This window comes from Rhizobacter sp. Root1238 (assembly GCF_001425825.1).
In the GTDB taxonomy this organism is placed as follows: Bacteria; Pseudomonadota; Gammaproteobacteria; order Burkholderiales; family Burkholderiaceae_C; genus Rhizobacter.
The window spans coordinates 244338-261920 of sequence record NZ_LMDM01000023.1 but is presented as its reverse complement, the minus strand read 5'-3'; the positions used below and the strand labels follow the sequence as shown (position 1 = coordinate 261920).

The 17583-nt window shown below is 69.7% G+C and carries 14 protein-coding genes; 7 read left to right on the top strand and 7 right to left on the bottom strand.

The features are described from left to right. Positions 1-58: 58 nt before the first annotated feature. From gcvP to ASC98_RS17930, 3 genes are all read left to right on the top strand, one after another. A complete protein-coding gene (gene gcvP, locus ASC98_RS17940; RefSeq protein WP_056820284.1) occupies positions 59-2956 on the top strand; it encodes an aminomethyl-transferring glycine dehydrogenase in 2898 nt (965 codons plus the stop codon). Positions 2957-3055: 99 nt separating this feature from the next. Then, complete coding sequence (locus ASC98_RS17935) at positions 3056-4447, top strand: L-serine ammonia-lyase (RefSeq protein WP_056810966.1); 1392 nt, start codon at positions 3056-3058, stop codon at positions 4445-4447. 28 nt (positions 4448-4475) lie between these two features. Beyond that, complete coding sequence (locus ASC98_RS17930) at positions 4476-5324, top strand: DMT family transporter (RefSeq protein ID WP_056810969.1); 849 nt, start codon at positions 4476-4478, stop codon at positions 5322-5324. Positions 5325-5355: 31 nt separating this feature from the next. Here ASC98_RS17930 and ASC98_RS17925 read toward each other — a convergent pair whose 3' ends face one another. From ASC98_RS17925 to ASC98_RS17895, 7 genes are all read right to left on the bottom strand, one after another. Continuing rightward, positions 5356-6114 (bottom strand): hypothetical protein, encoded by a 759-nt coding sequence (locus ASC98_RS17925; protein WP_157597726.1) that lies wholly within the window; start codon positions 6112-6114, stop codon positions 5356-5358. A gap of 90 nt (positions 6115-6204) precedes the next feature. Next, positions 6205-6981 (bottom strand): glycosyltransferase family 2 protein, encoded by a 777-nt coding sequence (locus tag ASC98_RS17920; RefSeq protein ID WP_056810974.1) that lies wholly within the window; start codon positions 6979-6981, stop codon positions 6205-6207. Beyond that, positions 6978-7736 carry a lysophospholipid acyltransferase family protein gene (locus ASC98_RS17915; protein WP_056810976.1) on the bottom strand — a complete coding sequence of 253 codons (759 nt, stop codon included), beginning with the start codon at positions 7734-7736 and terminating at the stop codon, positions 6978-6980. The genes ASC98_RS17920 and ASC98_RS17915 overlap by 4 nt, the downstream gene beginning before the upstream one ends. Next, positions 7733-8776, bottom strand: coding sequence for a hypothetical protein (locus ASC98_RS17910; RefSeq protein ID WP_056810980.1), 1044 nt, complete (start codon positions 8774-8776; stop codon positions 7733-7735). Before ASC98_RS17910 ends, ASC98_RS17915 begins: the two co-directional genes overlap by 4 nt. A 63-nt stretch (positions 8777-8839) precedes the next feature. Continuing rightward, positions 8840-9901, bottom strand: a complete 1062-nt coding sequence (locus ASC98_RS17905; protein WP_056810983.1) for a hypothetical protein — start codon at positions 9899-9901, stop codon at positions 8840-8842. A gap of 46 nt (positions 9902-9947) precedes the next feature. Continuing rightward, entirely contained in the window at positions 9948-10481 is a 534-nt protein-coding gene (locus ASC98_RS17900; RefSeq protein WP_056810986.1) for a superoxide dismutase family protein, read from the bottom strand. 69 nt (positions 10482-10550) lie between these two features. Then, on the bottom strand, positions 10551-12911 hold the full coding sequence (locus tag ASC98_RS17895) for a Tex family protein (protein ID WP_056810989.1): 2361 nt from the start codon (positions 12909-12911) through the stop codon (positions 10551-10553). A 122-nt stretch (positions 12912-13033) separates the two neighbouring features. On the opposite strand from ASC98_RS17895, the gene ASC98_RS17890 reads away from it, so the two are divergent. The 4 genes from ASC98_RS17890 to ASC98_RS17875 all read left to right on the top strand — a co-directional run bounded on the left by ASC98_RS17890 (position 13034) and on the right by ASC98_RS17875 (position 17459). Next, a complete protein-coding gene (locus ASC98_RS17890; protein ID WP_056810992.1) occupies positions 13034-13417 on the top strand; it encodes a hypothetical protein in 384 nt (127 codons plus the stop codon). An 84-nt stretch (positions 13418-13501) separates the two neighbouring features. Beyond that, positions 13502-15613 carry a TonB-dependent receptor gene (locus tag ASC98_RS17885; RefSeq protein WP_082541656.1) on the top strand — a complete coding sequence of 704 codons (2112 nt, stop codon included), beginning with the start codon at positions 13502-13504 and terminating at the stop codon, positions 15611-15613. Between the two features lie 236 nt (positions 15614-15849). Beyond that, a complete protein-coding gene (locus ASC98_RS17880) occupies positions 15850-17013 on the top strand; it encodes a glycosyl hydrolase family 18 protein (RefSeq protein ID WP_056810994.1) in 1164 nt (387 codons plus the stop codon). 155 nt (positions 17014-17168) lie between these two features. Further along, positions 17169-17459, top strand: coding sequence for a DUF4148 domain-containing protein (locus ASC98_RS17875; RefSeq protein ID WP_056810997.1), 291 nt, complete (start codon positions 17169-17171; stop codon positions 17457-17459). The last annotated feature ends 124 nt before the right edge of the window (positions 17460-17583 follow it).

Genomic DNA, 17583 nt, shown 5'->3' with positions numbered 1-17583 from the left:
GGTCCCGGATCGACATCCGGGCGACGACTTGCCCAACCTCTCTTCATCCGGAACTGCCATGCTGATGTCCGCCGCCACGCCTTTGGGCGCCCTCGAGAACCCCACCGAATTCGTCGCCCGCCACATCGGCATCGAGGCCGAGGACGAAACGCTGATGCTGTCGGCGATCGGTGCCGCGTCGCGCCGCGCGCTGATCGACGCGATCGTGCCGCGCGCGATCGCCCGCCCGGCGCCGATGCAGCTGCCGGCCGCGCTGACCGAGGCGCAGGCGCTGGCCGAACTGAAGGGCATCGCCGCGCGCAACCAGGTGCTGAAGAGCTTCATCGGCCAGGGCTACCACGGCACCCTCACGCCGGGCGTCATCCTGCGCAACATCCTCGAGAACCCGGCCTGGTACACCGCGTACACGCCCTACCAGGCCGAGATCTCGCAGGGCCGCATGGAAGCACTCGTCAACTTCCAGACCATGGTCTGCGAGCTGACCGGGCTGGCCATCGCCGGCTCGTCGATGCTCGACGAAGCCACCGCCGCGGCCGAGGCGATGACGCTCGCGTTGCGCGTCGGCAAGAGCAAGAGCACCACCTTCTTCGTCGCCGACGACGTGCTGCCGCAGACGCTCGAAGTGGTGCGCACGCGCGCCGAGCCGCTCGGCCTGACGGTCGTCACCGGCCCGGCCGCGGAAGCCGCGAAGGCGCAGGCCTTCGCCGCGCTGTTCCAGTACCCCGGCGTCAACGGCGTCGTGCAGGACCTGGCCCCGGTGATCGCCGCGCTGCATGCGGCCGGCGGCCTGGCCATCGTCGCCGCCGACCTGCTGGCGCTGACGCTGATCACGCCGCCCGGCGAGATGGGGGCCGACATCGCGGTCGGCAACACCCAGCGCTTCGGCATGCCGATGGGCAACGGCGGCCCGCACGCCGCCTACATGGCGACGAAGGACGAGTTCAAGCGCTCGATGCCGGGCCGGCTGGTCGGCGTCAGCGTCGACGTGCACGGCAACCCGGCCTACCGCCTCGCGCTGCAGACGCGCGAGCAGCACATCCGCCGCGAGAAGGCCACGTCGAACATCTGCACCGCCCAGGTGCTGCCGGCGGTGATCGCCAGCATGTACGCCGTGTACCACGGCCCGCAAGGCCTGAAGCGCATCGCCGGGCGCGTCGCCAGCTACACCGCGGTGCTGGCGGCCGGGCTGAAGGAAGCCGGCTGCACGCTGGCGCACGAGAGCGCGTTCGACACGCTCGAGGTGCAGACCGCCGCCCGCACCGATGCCGTGCTGCAGGCCGCGCGCGAATCGGGCTTCAACCTGCGCCGCGCGTCGGCGACGAGCGTCGGTATCTCGCTCGACGAGACCACCACGCGCGGCGACATCGACGCGCTGCTGCGCATCGTGCCGGCCAAGCCGCTGGACACCGCCGCGCTGTGGTCGCGCAGCGAGAAGGGCGTGGCCGCGCTGGTGCCGGCCGAGCTGGCGCGCCGCAGCGCGTTCCTGTCGCACCCGGTGTTCAACACGCACCACAGCGAGACCGAGATGCTGCGCTACATCCGCAGCCTGTCCGACAAGGACCTTGCGCTCGACCGCAGCATGATCCCGCTCGGCTCGTGCACGATGAAGCTCAACGCCACCAGCGAGATGATCCCGATCACCTGGCCGGAGTTCGCCAACATCCACCCGTTCGCCCCGCGCGACCAGCTGGCCGGCTACGCATTGCTCGACCAGCAACTGCGCGACTGGCTGTGCCAGGCCACCGGCTATGCCGGCATCAGCCTGCAGCCCAATGCCGGCTCGCAGGGTGAGTACGCCGGGCTGCTGGTGATCAAGGCCTTCCACAAGTCGCGTGGCGAGGGCCACCGCAACATCTGCCTGATCCCCGAATCGGCGCACGGCACCAACCCGGCCAGTGCGCAGATGGTGGGGATGCAGGTGGTCGTCACGAAGTGCGATGCCGACGGCAACGTCGACCTCGCCGACCTGAAGGCCCGCTGCGAGCAGCACAGCGCGAACCTCGCGTGCGTGATGATCACCTACCCGTCGACCTACGGCGTGTTCGAGACGCGTGTGAAGGAGCTGTGCGCGCTGGTGCACCAGCACGGCGGCCGGGTGTACGTGGATGGCGCGAACATGAACGCGCTGGTCGGCATTGCCGCGCCGGGCGAGTTCGGCGGCGATGTCAGCCACCTGAACCTGCACAAGACCTTCTGCATCCCGCACGGCGGCGGCGGGCCGGGCGTCGGCCCGGTGTGCGTCGCGGCCGACCTGGTGCCGTTCCTGCCGGCGCACCGCGCGGCCGGCATCGGCACTGAGCAGCAGGTGGGCGCCGTCTCGGCCGCGCCGCTGGGCAATGCGGCGGTGCTGCCGATCAGCTGGATGTACGTGCGGATGATGGGCTCGCAGGGTCTGCAGGCCGCGACCGAGACCGCGATCCTGAGCGCCAACTACGTGGCGGCGCGGCTGGCCGACCACTACGACATCCACTACAGCGGCAACATCGCCGGCGTGAAGGGTGGCGGCGTGGCGCACGAGTGCATCCTCGACCTGCGCCCGCTGAAGGAGACCTCGGGCATCAGCGCCGAAGATGTGGCCAAGCGCCTGATCGACTACGGCTTCCATGCGCCGACGCTGAGCTTCCCGGTGGCCGGCACGCTGATGGTCGAGCCGACCGAGAGCGAGCCGCTGGTCGAGCTGGACCGCTTCTGCGACGCGATGATCGCGATCCGCGACGAGATCCGCAAGGTCGAGCAAGGGCAGTGGCCGCAGGACGACAACCCGCTGAAGGCCGCGCCGCACACCACCGGCGCGCTGATGAAGACCGAGTGGCCGCATGCGTATTCGCGCGAAGAAGCGGCGTTCCCGGTCAAGAGCCTGAAGCGGCAGAAGTACTGGTCGCCGGTCGGCCGAGTCGACAACGTGTATGGCGACCGCAACCTGTTCTGCAGCTGCCCGCCGTTGACGGACTATTGACGGCAGGCAAACCGAAGATGGCAAAGCGCCCGTTCGGACTGAGCTTGTCGAAGGCCTGCCGGCCACGCTCAGGTCGAACGGAGTGAAAGGAGCACCTTGATGGCCGTGTCGGTCTTCGACCTGTTCAAGATCGGCATCGGTCCGTCGAGCTCCCACACCGTCGGGCCGATGCGGGCCGCGCGCCTCTTCGCGCTGCGGCTGCAGCACGACGGCCTGCTCGGCCGCACGCAGCGCGTGCAGGCCGAGCTGTACGGCTCGCTCGGCGCCACCGGCAAGGGGCACGGCACCGACAAGGCGGTGCTGCTCGGGCTGGCCGGGCATGAGCCCGACCGCGTCGATCCGGACGCGATCCCTGCGCACCTCGATGCGATCCGCGGCGGCAAGCAACTGAAGCTGCTCGGCGAGCACGCGGTGGCCTTCAACGAGAAGACCGACCTCGTCTTCTACCGCCGCCAGACGCTGCCCTTCCATGCGAACGGCATGCGCTTCATCGCGTTCGACGGCGACGGGGCCGAACTCACGGCGCGCACCTGGTACTCGGTGGGCGGCGGCTTCGTCGTCAGCGAGGAGCTGGCGGCCGACGGCAGCAAGCAGAAGGTGCTGGCGCCGGACACCACGGTGCTGCCGCTGCCCTTCCATTCGGGCGCCGACCTGCTGGCGATCGCCGCACGCGAGCGCTGCAGCATCGCGCAGATCATGCGGCGCAACGAGCGGCACTGGCGCAGCGATGAAGAGATCGACGCCGGGCTGCTGCACATCTGGCAGGTGATGCAGGACTGCGTTGCGCGCGGCTCGCGCACCGATGGCGTGCTGCCTGGCGGCTTCAAGGTGCGCCGGCGCGCGGCCGACCTGCACCGGCAGCTGTCGTCGAACCCGGAGGCGGCGCTGCGCGACCCGCTGCAGGTGCTGGACTGGGTGAACCTGTATGCGCTGGCCGTCAACGAAGAGAACGCGGCCGGCGGGCGCGTCGTGACGGCACCGACCAACGGCGCGGCCGGCATCGTGCCGGCGGTGCTGCACTACTACGCGCGCTTCGTCGCAGGCGCCACGCCGGCCGGCATCGTCGACTTCCTGCTGACGGCCGCGGCGATCGGCATCCTCTACAAGGAGAACGCGTCGATCAGCGGCGCCGAGGTCGGCTGCCAGGGCGAGGTCGGCGTCGCGTGCTCGATGGCGGCGGGCGCGCTGTGCGCGGTGCTGGGCGGCACGCCGGAGCAGGTGGAGAACGCCGCCGAGATCGGCATGGAGCACCACCTGGGCCTCACCTGCGACCCGGTCGGCGGACTGGTGCAGATCCCGTGCATCGAGCGCAACGCGATCGCGTCGGTGAAGGCGATCAACGCGGCGCGCATGGCGATGCGCGGCGACGGCACGCACCACGTGAGCCTCGACAAGGTCATCAAGACGATGCGCGACACCGGCGCGGACATGATGACGAAGTACAAGGAAACGGCGCGGGGTGGGTTGGCGGTGAACATCGTGGAGTGCTGAACACCCTGCTGCACGCACGTCCAGCCGCATGACCGATCACCCCAAAGGCGTGCTCTATGCCCTCGCAGCCGCCGCCCTCAATGCCAGCATCGGCGTGCTGACCAAGACACTCGTCGCGCTCGGCTTCGCGCCGAGCAGCATCGCGGGGCTCAAGACCGTCATCGGCTTCGTGATCCTGCTGGCCATCGTGCTCGTGCAAGCCCCTCGGCAGCTGCGTGGCCATTGGTGGCAGGCTGGCGCCTGCGCGTTCTTCGGCATCTTCGTGCTGTTCCACTTCGAGACGGCCGCTTATGCGCACCAGACTGCGGCCAACGTCGTCGTGATGCTGATGGCCTGCGCGGCGTTCTCGGCGATGGCACTGGGCTGGCCGGTGCTGGGCGACCGGCCGCGGCGCCGGCAGGTCCTCGGCCTGCTGGTGGCCGTGGCAGGGGTCGCTCTGATCTGCGGCGCGAGCCTTGGTGGCGACCTGCAGGGCCTGCTGCTGGCTGCCATCGCCGGCACCGGTTACGGCATCTTCTCGGTGCTCGTGAAGAAGCTCGGCCTGCAAGGCGGTTTCGCGCTGACGACGCGGTTGCTGTTCTTCGGCAGCCTGTACCTGGGCGTCACCGTGCAGCCGGACAACCTGGCCCAGGCGCACTGGAGCGCCACCGCTCTGCTGCTGCTCGTGCTGCTGGCGGTCTTCCCGACGGTGCTCGGCTTCGTCTGCACGACACGCGCGATCCAGCACCTTTCACCCGGTCGCGTGCAGACGCTTGAACTGGCGGAGCCGGTGTTCGCGGCGCTGTTCGCGCTCGCGATGCTCGGCGAAGTGCCAACGCCAGGCGCGCTTGCGGGCGGCGCGGTGGTGATGCTCGGCCTGTACCTGAGCGCGTCGTAAATCGTCAGTCATTTCTTGAGGCACGAACCCGTCACGACCGCGCCGGGCTGATCTGGTAGGTCATCAATTCGTCGGTGATGCTCGCGTCGCTGCCCTGCAGCACGCTCCTGACCCGACCGACGCCGGGCGCGTACCAGGTGTCGATCACGTAGTCGTTCACCTGCTGGCCTGAACCGCTGAGATGGAACGTCCGGCGCACCGTCTGGCGCTGGTGCAGGCACTTGGCGAAGCTGCCGGCCGGAAGAGCCAGGTCCTCGTAGCCGACCACCAGCAGCCGCGAGCTCTCGCCCACCTCGTCGTGGATGCCGTCGGCGTCGTAGTCGATGCCACTGTCGACGGAGACCTCGTACTGCGGATAGCTGTCGCCCGCCACAGCCGGCAGCACCATCACGTAGGTCCCATTGAATGCGGTGGAGACCCGATCCGTGGGGTCGCCCTCGAAGACGCGGATGCCGGTGACCGAGCGCGCATAGATGTTCTCGTCAGCGACATCGGGGCCACTCGAGCCGGCCGTCTCGATCAGCGTCTGCAGGCGAGCGCCCTGCATACCGTCGACCTCCTGGCTGCCGGTGATGCGCGCCGTCACATCCGCTGTCTGCTGGCTGCCCTGGACCACCGTCGTTCGCCGGTAACCCCAGGTGCTGCCGATCGACAACGGGAAATACGCATCCGCCGCCGGCACGACCACGCCGCCGGCGCCCTCCGACGTGTCACCGCTGCCACCTCCGCCGCATGCGGCCAGCGCACACGCGGACAACAGCACCGCGGCCAGCTGCCGCATCGGGAACATGCACGTCACCATTTCTCCTCCCACCATTTCTCCTCCTCGGCCCCTGCGGGCTACCCGTCATCTTGATATCGGACCTGCGGTCCGGACTTGCTAGCCGCGGTACTGGAACGGCGGCAATCGCCTCACGCGCCGCCAGGCCAGCACCGGCAGCCGCAGCAGGAACTCCAGCATCAGCCGCGCATGCATCCACGTCAGCAGCACGTTGTCGCGCACATACCGGAAGTGCGAGACGCCGCCCTCCTCCGCCGTCAGGTACTTCACCGGCGCCGGCAGGTTGATCGGCGCGACGCCGCGCCATGCGAGCCGCACCACCGCTTCGGTGTCGAAATCGAAGCGCCGCATCCACGGCTGGCGGCGCATCACCGCGATCAGCGGCTCGATCGGGTACACGCGGAAGCCGTACAGCGAATCGCCGATGCCGGCGCCCAGCGTCTCCAGGTCGGTCCAGCCGTTCGAGATGCGCCGCCCGCGCACGCGCAGCAGCGGCGCCGACGCGTCGAACACCGGCTTGCCCAGCACCATCGCATCGGGGTGCTGCTGCGAGGTCGCCATGAACTGCGGGATCAGCCCGGCCGGGTGCTGCCCGTCCGAATCCATCGTCAGCACGTGCGTGAAGCCCGCGGCCTGCGCCGCCTTCAGTCCGGTCAGCACCGCCGCACCCTTGCCCTGGTTGTGCGGCAGCACGATCACGTGCAGCTGCGCATCGGCCTCGGCCATCCGCTGCAGCCCTTCGGCGGTGCCGTCGGTGCTGCCGTCGACCACCACCCACACCGGCGACCACTGCGCGCGTGCCGCACGCACGGTGTCGTACACCGTCGCGCCGGTGTCGTAGCTCGGGATCAGCACCGCCTGCCGGATTGCGTTCACGTCCGCTCTTTCAAGGCCAGTTCCTTCTTGCACAGCTCATTGCGAAAATAGGCCTCCAGCTCGTCCAGCGGCAGCGCCGCCCCGTCGCGCGGCTCGAAGCGCTCGCCCAGCCGCAACGTGAACGCCATCGGGAACGGCGGCACGCGCCAGATCGGCCAGCCCTTGCGCAGGTACGGCGAATCGGTCTCGATGAACACCGTCTGGATCGGCACGCCGGCCTTGTGCGCGATCGCCGTCACGCCCGGGCGGAAGCGGTTCAGCATCGCGCCGGCCTCGGTGCGCGTGCCTTCGGGAAACATCACCAGCTGCGCGCCTTCGCGCAGGTTCGCGATCGCGTGCCGCAGCATCGTGCGCGGCGAATCGTTCGGGATGTAGCGCGCAATCCGCGCGCCGGCCCCGAGGAACACGTTGCGCATCAGGTCGCCCTTCATGATGCACACGCCGCGCCGCAGCCGCGCGACGATCAGCAGCGCATCGACCATGCTCGGGTGGTTGGCCACCACGACCAGCCCGGTCGCGCCGTCATTGAGCCGGTCGAGCGACTGGCTGTCGACCTCCATCAGCCCGAAGCCGGCCGCCAGGTTCCAGAACACGCGGTACGAACTCGCGACCACGTGCCGGCCGATCGCCTGCGCGCGCCGGCGCGGCACCACCGGCAGCATCAATGCGGCGACCAGGTTCCAGCCCAGCGACGCCAGGCCCAACCCGAGCAGCAGCAGGTAGAAACACGCGAGCTGCCAGGCGCGCCGGATCATGGGGGCGACAGCGCTGCTGCCGACGCGATGCCATGCGCTTCGATCTCGACCAGCAGGTCGGCACGGCACACGTCGGCGCGCAGGTAGATCGCGTTGCGCAGCGCCGGCGCGTCGGCACCGAGCCGCCGCGCCAGCACCTCGCGCACGGTCGGCAGGTCCTGCGCATGGCGGACGTAGACGGTGCAGGCCAGCGTGTCGACGCGGTGCGCTCGCGGCCCGATCGTGCTCAGCGCATTGGCCGCATCGACCACCGCGGCCACGTTGGCGAGCGTCTCCTCGGTCTGCCGGGCCACGTCGCCCGGGTGCAGCGTCTGGTGCCCGACGATGCTGGCGGTGCCCGACAGGAACAGCGCCTCGCGCCCGCCGCCGATCGATGCCAGCGCACCGCGCGAGAAGGTCGGCGCGCGCGGGCCGTATTGCGACGGGTAGCGGTAGGCGCTGACCTGGCGCGGGTTCTCGACCGCCCGCGGCGCCTCGCGCCCCGCGAGGAAGTGCACTGTCAGCGGACCGCGCGTGGTGCCCAGCGCGCAGGCGGCCGGCGCGCCGTCGAAGGCGCTGCGCCGCGCGGCCAGGAAGGCATCCTGGCGGCCGATGTTGAACTGCCGGTAGCGCTCCAGCGGGTCGCCGCCGGCATCGTTGCCGTTGATGTCGGCCACGTAGTTCCACAGCCGCAGCAGGTGCGGGAAGCCTTCGTCGTGCAGCAGTTGGAACAGCGCGTCGTAGACCTGCCGCGCCGCGGCGCCGATGCCGCCGGGCAGCGCCGCGTCGTCGATGCACAGCGTGCCCATCAGCCAGTGGCCGTCGCTCGCGAAACGCGCGATGCCGCGGCGCTGCTCGCGCAGCGTGCCGGGCACGCTCCAGGTCTCGGTGACGGGGCCCGCGGGGTACAGCAGCGCGGGCGAGGCGATGTCGCGCGGCTCGTCGGCGGTGTGGAGGCGGCGGTCGAGCGCCGGCGCCGTGTCGGTCGATTCGAAGGCGCGACGGAACTGCAGCGGGGACGACAGGGGAAGCGGCGGAGAGGACAACGGCAGGTCGCGCATCGGCCGAATTTTAGGGGAGCGCGGTGGCGTTTCCGGGCCGGGTTTCCCGCCCGGTACAACGTCCTACAGCGGATCGGCCTGGGGGCGATCCAGCCATTTCTCGAAATCGTCACGCAGGCGTTCGCTTTCGTGCACCGCGCGGGTCCAGGCGGCCTGCCGCCCGGCCACGTCGTCGCCCCAGGCCTTGAAGTCGGCCCGGTCGGGCAGCTTGCCGTTCGGCAGCGTCGCGATCCACGCCGGGTTCGGGTACAGCACGATCAGCTTGTCGAGCTTCGCGCTGGCGCGGTGGCGGCGCTTGAAGCCCTTGTCGAGCCAGCCCGGCACCACCGTCTTCTGGAAGTGCGGATACAGCGCGAGCCCGTCGTGCATCGACGCGTAGTCGAGGTGCAGGTGGTAGTCGGTGATGCCGCCGTCCCAGTAGGCGCCGGCGGGTCCGCCGGGAATGTCGTGCACCGCGTCGAGCCAGAACGGGATCGAGCAGCTCGCGAGGATGCTCGCGCGCAGGTTCGACGCGTCGAGCGCGGCCGTGTGCGTGCGGTAGTCGGTGAGCGACAGCGGCAACGCATCGCGCGGATCGGAGAACACCACGCGCTCCAGCCAGCCCCCCATCGCACGGCGGCTCAGCGCATTGGCCGCGAACGCGCCCAGGTAGCCGACGGGCGTGCGCAGCCGTCCCTGCCGGCCCAGCACATGCCGGCCGCGGCTGGTGAACACATGCAGCCGGAAGCGCCGATGTTGCAGCACCTGTGCCTCGCGCGCGCCGAACTGGCGCACGAGGTTGTCGGCGAACACCTGGCTCACATGGGTCGCGGCCGGCTGCTTGCCGGGTGCGTGCTCGTAGTGCTGGCCGATGTAGTCGGCGGCCATCTGCGCCAGTTCGCGCGCCGGGTCGTCGAGGCAGCCGGTCGCCATGCGCCACGCGCCGATCGACGCGCCGAGCAGATGCACCGTGTGGTCGCTGCGCGGCAACCAGTCGCCGAACAGGAAGCGGTCGAGGTGGTTCAGCGCCAGGCCCTTGGGACCGCCGGCCGCTGCCGGGATCGCGCGCACGTCGAGCGGGCGCAGGCCGTCGCGGCGCAGGTGTTCGCGCGCTTTCGGGCCGGCAGCGACGAGCAGGGCTTTCATCGGGCGTCGTTCGGCGGTGAAACCCGGATCGGCATCCGGGCTGCGGTCAGTGCGGGTCTCTCTTGATGACGCCGCAGGCGATGCGGGCGCCGGAGTTGCCGGTCGGCTGCGTCGCGTAGTCGTCCTGGCTCGCATGCACGATCAGGCCGTGGCCGACCAGGTCGGTCGGGCCGGAGCCGATGGTCACGTCGCTCAGCATGAACTCGAAGTCGGCGACGCCGTTCGCATCGGCGGTGATCGCCGGCATGTCGCCTGCATGGTGGTCACCCAGCGGAGAGCCGTGCGGCTTGCCGGTCGGGTTGAAGTGGCCGCCGGCGCTCATGCCGTCGCCGCTGGAGCAATCGCCCTTCTCGTGCGCATGGAAGCCGTGGTCCTGGTTCGGCTTCAGGCCGCGCACCTTGCCCTTGACGAGCACCCGATCGCCGACCATCTGGAAGGTGACGACGCCGACCGCGGCATTGCCGGTGGTGGGCAGCAGGGTCGCCGTGGCGCTCGGGCCGGGCGCGTGGGCGCAGGCGCCGAGCAGCGCGGCGCTGCCGAGCATCAGGGCGAGCGCGAGAGGTCGAAGGCGTGTGTTCATCGCTGGGTTCCTCAGTGAAGTGTCTGAAGCGTCAGATCGCGCATGGTGCCCTGATTCGCCGGCCGCGGCTCAGCCCTTGCCTTGCAGCTTCGCAAAGGCAGCCGCCATCGCGGATTGCTGCGACGAGGCTTGCTGCTGCGGTGCGCGGTGACCACCTCCGCCACCACCGCCGCCGCTGCGCTCGCCCCGCCCCGCCGGCCGGAAACTGTTGTCGCCCTGGCGCTCGCCGCGCGGTGCGACCACCGCATCGAGTTTCATCGTCAGCGAGATGCGCTTGCGCGCCAGGTCGACCTCGAGCACCTTGACCTTGACGATATCGCCGGTCTTCACGACCTCGCGCGCATCGTTGACGAACTTGTTGCTCAACTGGCTCACATGCACCAGCCCGTCCTGGTGCACGCCCAGGTCGATGAAGGCGCCGAACTGCGCGACGTTGCTGACGGTGCCTTCGAGCGTCATGCCCGGCTGCAGGTCCTTCAGGTCCTCGACGCCGTCGTTGAAACGCGCCACCTTGAAGTCCGGCCGCGGGTCGCGGCCCGGCTTCTCCAGCTCGGCGAAGATGTCCTTCACCGTGATCGCGCCGAACTTGTCGCTGGCGAAGGCCTCGGGCTTCAGCGCGCGGATCACGTCGCTGCGGCCCATCACCTCGGCCGCCGGCTTGTTGACCGCGGCCATGATCTTCTCGACCACCGGGTAGGTTTCCGGGTGCACGCCCGACTGGTCGAGCGGGTTGTCGCCGCCGCGGATGCGCAGGAAGCCGGCACTCTGCTCGAAGGTCTTCGCGCCGAGCCCGCTGACGTCCAGCAACTGCTGGCGGTTGCGGAACGCGCCGTTCGCATCGCGCCAGCGCACGATGCTCGCGGCCACCGCGCTGCTCAGGCCCGACACGCGCGACAGCAGCGGTGCCGACGCGGTGTTCAGGTCGACGCCGACCGAGTTCACGCAGTCTTCGATCACCGTGTCGAGGCTGCGCGCCAGCTCGCTCTGGTTCACGTCGTGCTGGTACTGGCCGACACCGATGCTCTTCGGCTCGATCTTCACCAGCTCGGCGAGCGGGTCCTGCAGGCGCCGCGCGATGCTGACCGCACCGCGCAGGCTGACGTCGAGGTCGGGCAATTCCTTGCTCGCGTATTCGCTGGCGGAGTAGACCGACGCGCCGGCCTCGCTGACCACCACCTTCTCGATGTGGGTGCCCGGGGCGAGCTGCTGGATGCGCTTGATCAGGTCGGACGCGAGCTTGTCGGTCTCGCGGCTGGCGGTGCCGTTGCCGATCGCGATCAGGTTGACGCCGTGCGTCGCGCACAGCCGGCCCAGCGTGTGCAGCGAGCCTTCCCAGTCGTTGCGCGGCTCGTGCGGGTAGACGGTGTGGGTGTCCAGCACCTTGCCGGTCGCGTCGACCACCGCGACCTTCACGCCGGTGCGGATGCCGGGGTCCAGCCCCATCACGACGCGTGGGCCGGCCGGTGCGGCCAGCAGCAGGTCGCGCAGGTTCTCGGCGAACACCTTGATCGCGACCTTCTCGGCCTCTTCGCGCAGCCGGCTGAACAGGTCGCGCTCCAGGCTCAGGCTGAGCTTGACCTTCCAGGTCCAGCCGATGGTCTTGCGGATCAGGTCGTCGGCGGGGCGCTTCTTGTGGCTCCAGCCGAGGTGCACCGCAATGCGGCCTTCGGCGATCGTCGGCTGGCCGGGCACGACCTCTTCATCGAGCACCAGCTTCGCATCGAGGAACTCGAGCGTGCGGCCGCGGAACACCGCGAGCGCGCGGTGCGACGGCACGCGGTTGATCGGCTCGTCGTATTCGAAGTAGTCGCGGAACTTGGAGACGTCCGGGTGGTTGACGTCCTTGCCGTCCATCAGCTTCGAACGCAGCAGGCCTTCGTCCCACAGCCAGCTGCGCAGCTTGCCGACCAGCGCGGCGTCTTCGGCCCAGCGCTCGCTGAGCAGGTCGCGCACGCCGTCGAGCACCGCGAGTGCATCGGCAAAACCGCCTTCGGCGTTGATGAAGGCGACCGCTTCGGTGGCCGGGTCGAGCGACGGGTCGGCGAACAGCTTGTCGGCCAGCGGCTCCAGCCCGGCCTCGCGGGCGATCATGCCCTTGGTGCGGCGGCGCGGCTTGAACGGCAGGTAGAGGTCTTCGAGCTCCTGCTTGGTCGGCGCGGCCTCGATCGCGGCCCGCAGCGCGGGTGTCAGCTTGCCCTGCTCGTCGATGCTCTTCAGCACGGCCTCGCGGCGGTCTTCGAGCTCGCGCAGGTACGCCAGGCGGGATTCGAGCTCGCGCAGCTGGATGTCGTCGAGGTTGTCGGTGGCTTCCTTGCGGTAGCGGGCGATGAAGGGCACCGTGGCCCCGCCGTCCAGCAGTTGCACCGCGGCGTTCACTTGCACCGGCCGAACCTTCAGCTCGGCGGCGATCTGCAGAAGAATCTTGTCCAAAACGAGGGGGCCTGCCAGAGGCCTGTAGAGCACGAAAGCGGCGGAGTTTGCCACACGGTCATCGCCGGGCCGGCGGGCGGATTTGTCACCGTTTGCTATGCTCGCGGCCTTCGCGCCCTCCCATGCTGTCCCATCCCATCGCCCTCACCCGTGCCTCGCGCCGCATCGCCTTCGCGGTCGTGCTGCTCGTGTCGCTCGTGCTCGCGCAGGCGCTGGGGCTGATGCACGGGATCGCGCACATGCGGCACGCGCCAGGCACGGTGTCGACCGCCACGGTGGCGAAGGCGGCCGATTCCGGCTGGGTGGCCAAGCTGTTCGCCGGCCACCAGCACGGCGGCGATTGCGACGTCTACGACCAGTTGAGCCATGGCGACGCCATGCACGGCGCAACGCCGGCCTTCGCCGCCGTCGAGTTCACGCAGACGCCGGTGGCGCTGCACAGCGGCTGGCACATCGCCGCGCAATCCTCGGGCTTCCTCGCCCGAGGGCCCCCTTCCCTGAGCTGATCCGCCTCTCGAGGTTCGTCACCGGGCCCGGCTGCGCATGCGCACGCCGGCCCCGGCTTCATCAGCTTTGCCGGAAGTTTCCCCATGAATTCGCTCGTCTCGAAGCGCCACGCCGTGTCCGTGGCCATCTCCCTCGCCTTCTCGTCTGCCGCGTTCGCGCAGTCCAGTCCGGACGCCTCCACCCCGGCGGCATCCGCAGCCCCGGCGGCGGCCCTCGCTCCCGCTGCCGCGGCCAGCGCCCCCACCCGGCTCGACACGGTCGTGATCACCGGCAACCCGCTCGGCCGCAGCGAAGTCGCCGTGCCGGTCTCGGTGCTGACCGGCGATGAACTGACGCTGCGCCGCGGCAGCTCGATCGGCGAGACGCTGAACGGCACGCCCGGCGTGTCGTCGACGTACTTCGGCCCGAACGCGAACCGGCCGGTGATCCGTGGACTCGACGGCGACCGCGTGCGCATGCTCAGCAATGCCGGCGGCTCGCTCGATGCGTCGAGCCTGAGCTTCGACCATGCGGTGCCGATCGATCCGCTGATCGCCGACCGCATCGAGGTGCTGCGCGGCCCGGGTGCGCTGCTGTATGGCGGCAGCGCGGTCGGCGGGGTCGTCAACACGCTGGACAACCGCATCCCGTCGAGCCCGATCACCGGGCTGGGCGGCTCGGCCGAAGTGCGTGTGGGCGGTGCCGATGCCGAGCGCGGCGGCGCGGCGTTGCTGGAGACCGGCAACGGCCAGTTCGGGCTGCATGTGGACACCTTCGGCCGCAAGACCTCGGACCTGCACGTGCCGAGCTTCACGCCGCGCGCCGACGGCGAGGACCAGCCGGAGACGAAGCGCGTGCGGGCATCGGCCAGCGACACGCATGGCGGCTCGGTCGGCGGCTCGGTGTTCTTCGACCAGGGCTACGTGGGGCTGTCGGTCGACACCTACCGCAGCACCTACGGCGCGGTTGCCGAGCCGGACGTCGACATCGACATGAAACGCGACCACGTCGGCCTGGCCGGCGAAGTGAAGCGGCTCGACGGCCCATTCACCGGGCTGCGCGCGAGCTTCAACCACACGCGCTACCAGCACCAGGAAGTCGACACCGGCACCGGCGCGGTCGGCACCACCTTCAAGACCTCGGGCGACGAACTGCGGGTGGAAGCCACGCATGCGGCGATCGGGCCGGTGCAGGGCGTGGTCGGGCTGCAGGTCGAGGACTTCGATTTCTCGGCACTCGGCGATGAAGCGTTCGTGCCCAGCACGCGCACGAAGCGGCAGGCGCTGTTCGCGCTGGAGGACCTGGCCTGGAGCGGCGGCACGCTGACCGCCGGGTTGCGCGTGGAGCATGCGCGGATCACGTCGGACGGCGACGCCGCTGATGCGGCCGAGCCGAAGTTCGGTGCGGCGGATGCGCGCAGTTTCCCGGTGCGCAGCGCGTCGCTCGCGAACGTCTACAAGCTGACGCCGACCTGGTCGCTGAGCGGCTCGCTGAGCTACACCGAGCGCGCGCCGACCTCGTTCGAGCTGTATGCGAACGGCGTGCATGCGGCGACCGGCGCGTTCGAGCGCGGCGACGTGAACCTTGGCGTGGAACGCGGCAACAACATCGACGTGGCGCTCGCATGGAAGGACGACGGCAACGAACTGCGCCTGGGCGCGTTCAGCACGCGCTTCTCGCGCTTCATCTCGCTGGAGGCAACCGGCCAGCAGATCGAGGCCGAGGGCGATGACGGCCCGGAATCGTTCCCCGAGTACGCGTTCCGCGCGGTGCGGGCGCGGCTGAACGGCATCGAGATCAACGGCAAGCACCGCCTGCTGCGGCAGGACGGCTGGACGCTGGGGCTGGACGGCAAGCTCGACTACACGCGTGCGACCAACCTCGACACCGGCGAGGCGCTGCCGCGCGTGGCACCGCTGCGCACGTTGGTGGGGCTGGATGTCGACAGCGGGCCGTGGAGCGCGCGCCTGGAGGTGGACAGCGCGGCGAAGCAGAACCGCGTACCGTCCACCGACGTGTCGACCGACGGCTACACGATCGTCAACGCGTCGCTGGCGCGGCATTTCGCGATCGGCACCAGCGATGCGCTGTGGTTCCTGAAGCTCGGCAACCTGGGCGACAAACTGGCGTACAGCGCGTCGACGGTGCAGACGGTGCGGGACCTGTCGCCGTTGCCGGGGCGGTCGGTGAAGACCGGCGTGCGCGTCAGCTTCTGAGCGGTCCGCTCACCTGAGCGACGGCGGACGCGGCGTGCCCCACGCTGCGTCCGCGACGCTGCCGTTGCACGTGGTAGCCAATTGGAACTTATTGGTATTTAAATGGTTATACGATCAGTTTCCGATCGAAAGGCAGTCCGCTTTCTCGGCCCTGAGCATGGGTCATGGCGCTGCCGCAGTCGATGTCGTGACTCGTGCTTTTCCGACAACCGCTTTTGCAGTTTGAAAGGAAAACGATGAGTTCGACCTCCCTCCAACGTTCGCGCGTCTTCGACCTGGTACTCGCGGCCAGCGCGATCTTCGCCGCCGGCGCCGCGGCAGCCGCGAACCCGGTGTGCGCACCTGCGTGGGACCGCAGCACCTCGTACGCTGGCGGCAGCCACGTCAGCCAGAACCTGACCAACTACACCGCGGCCTACCGCACGATCGACGAGAACCCGAACCCGCACAGCGGGCCGCCGGGCAGCGGGCAGCCGTGGGTGACCGACGGGCCCTGTGGGAACGCACCGGCGCCTTCGCCCGCCCCTGCTCCGGCACCGGCCCCTGCGCCGGCTCCCGCACCGGCTCCGGCGCCCTCTCCCGCACCGGCGCCCGCGCCTGCAGCGAGTGCCATCGTCGGCGGCTACTACCCCTGGTGGGTCGGCTCGCCGATCCGGCTGCGCGACATCGATCCGCACTTCAACCTCGTCTACCTGTTCGCCGCGACGCCGCCGGGTGGCGACACCTCGGGCAACGTGCGCTGGCAGGCCCCGGCCGACGGCAACGGCGCCTGGACGCACTGGGTCGAGGACATGCAGTACGCGCGCAGCGTGCAGAAGCGAAAGATCATCCTGTCGGTTGGTGGGGCCGGCTTCGGCATGTCCTTCCCCGACCGCGCCAGATCGACCACCTTCGTCGACAGCATCGATGCGCTGTACACGCAGTGGCAGGGCTTCGACGGACTGGACTTCAACACCTTCGAGGGTTCGCAGTCGCCCGACACCGGCGAGATGATCTGGATAGCGAAGGAGTTGAAGCGCCGCCACCCCGGCTTCATCATCTCGGCGCCGCCGGCCCCGTGGAACCAGGTCGACCAGGCCTTCTGCAAGGCGATGCTGGACGCCGGCGCGCTGGACTACTGTGCCCCGCAGTACTACGACGGCCCGAACCTCGCGGACCCGAACTGGATATTGCCGAACGTGGACCTGTGGATGACGCTGCTCGGTCCGGAGCACGTGGTGATCGGCTTCGGCGTCGACCCGCAGGCGTACAACTACGAGACCATCGAGACGGCGGTCAGCGTGTGGACGCAGATCAAGGCACGCTACCCGAAGGTGCGCGGCGCCTTCGACTGGCAGATCAACAACGACGCGCTGCAGGGCTACCCGTTCGCGAAGCAGTTGGGACCGCTGGTGCCTTGATGACAGGCTGAGGCCGGCCGTTCGCGTCGCGCCGGCGACGCTTCGCGACCGCGGCGAGCCCCTCGTCGCATCGCGGTGTCGCCGGCGGCGCCGCACCGCCACAGTTCGCTCCATCGACGACAGGTCGCCGTCGAACCCACCCGATGGAGTGAACCATGAACCGCATTGCCACCCGCCACGCCCTCCCCGTTCTCGCCACCCTGCTGCTCGCCGTCGGCAGTGTTGCCGTGATGGCCCAGGACACCGCCGCGCCGAAGACCCGCGCACAAGTGCGTGCCGAACTGATCGACGCCCGCGCCCAGGGCACGCTGCCGATGGGCGGCGAGTTCGCCGGCACGATGCGCCACGACGCGCCGGCATCCGCCGAGACCCGCACCGCCGAGCGCAACCCGAAGCGCGCCGAACCGAATCGCGACTCGAAGGCGCCGATCGCCACCGGCGGTTGAACTGCTGAGCGAACGCGTTCACGTCAGGTCTTTGCGAACTTTCAAGCTCGCTTTCACCTAACGGCGCGAAACCAAGTGCTACCGTCGTAAGGCCCGGCAACGCCCGCTTCAGCCTTCGCTTCAC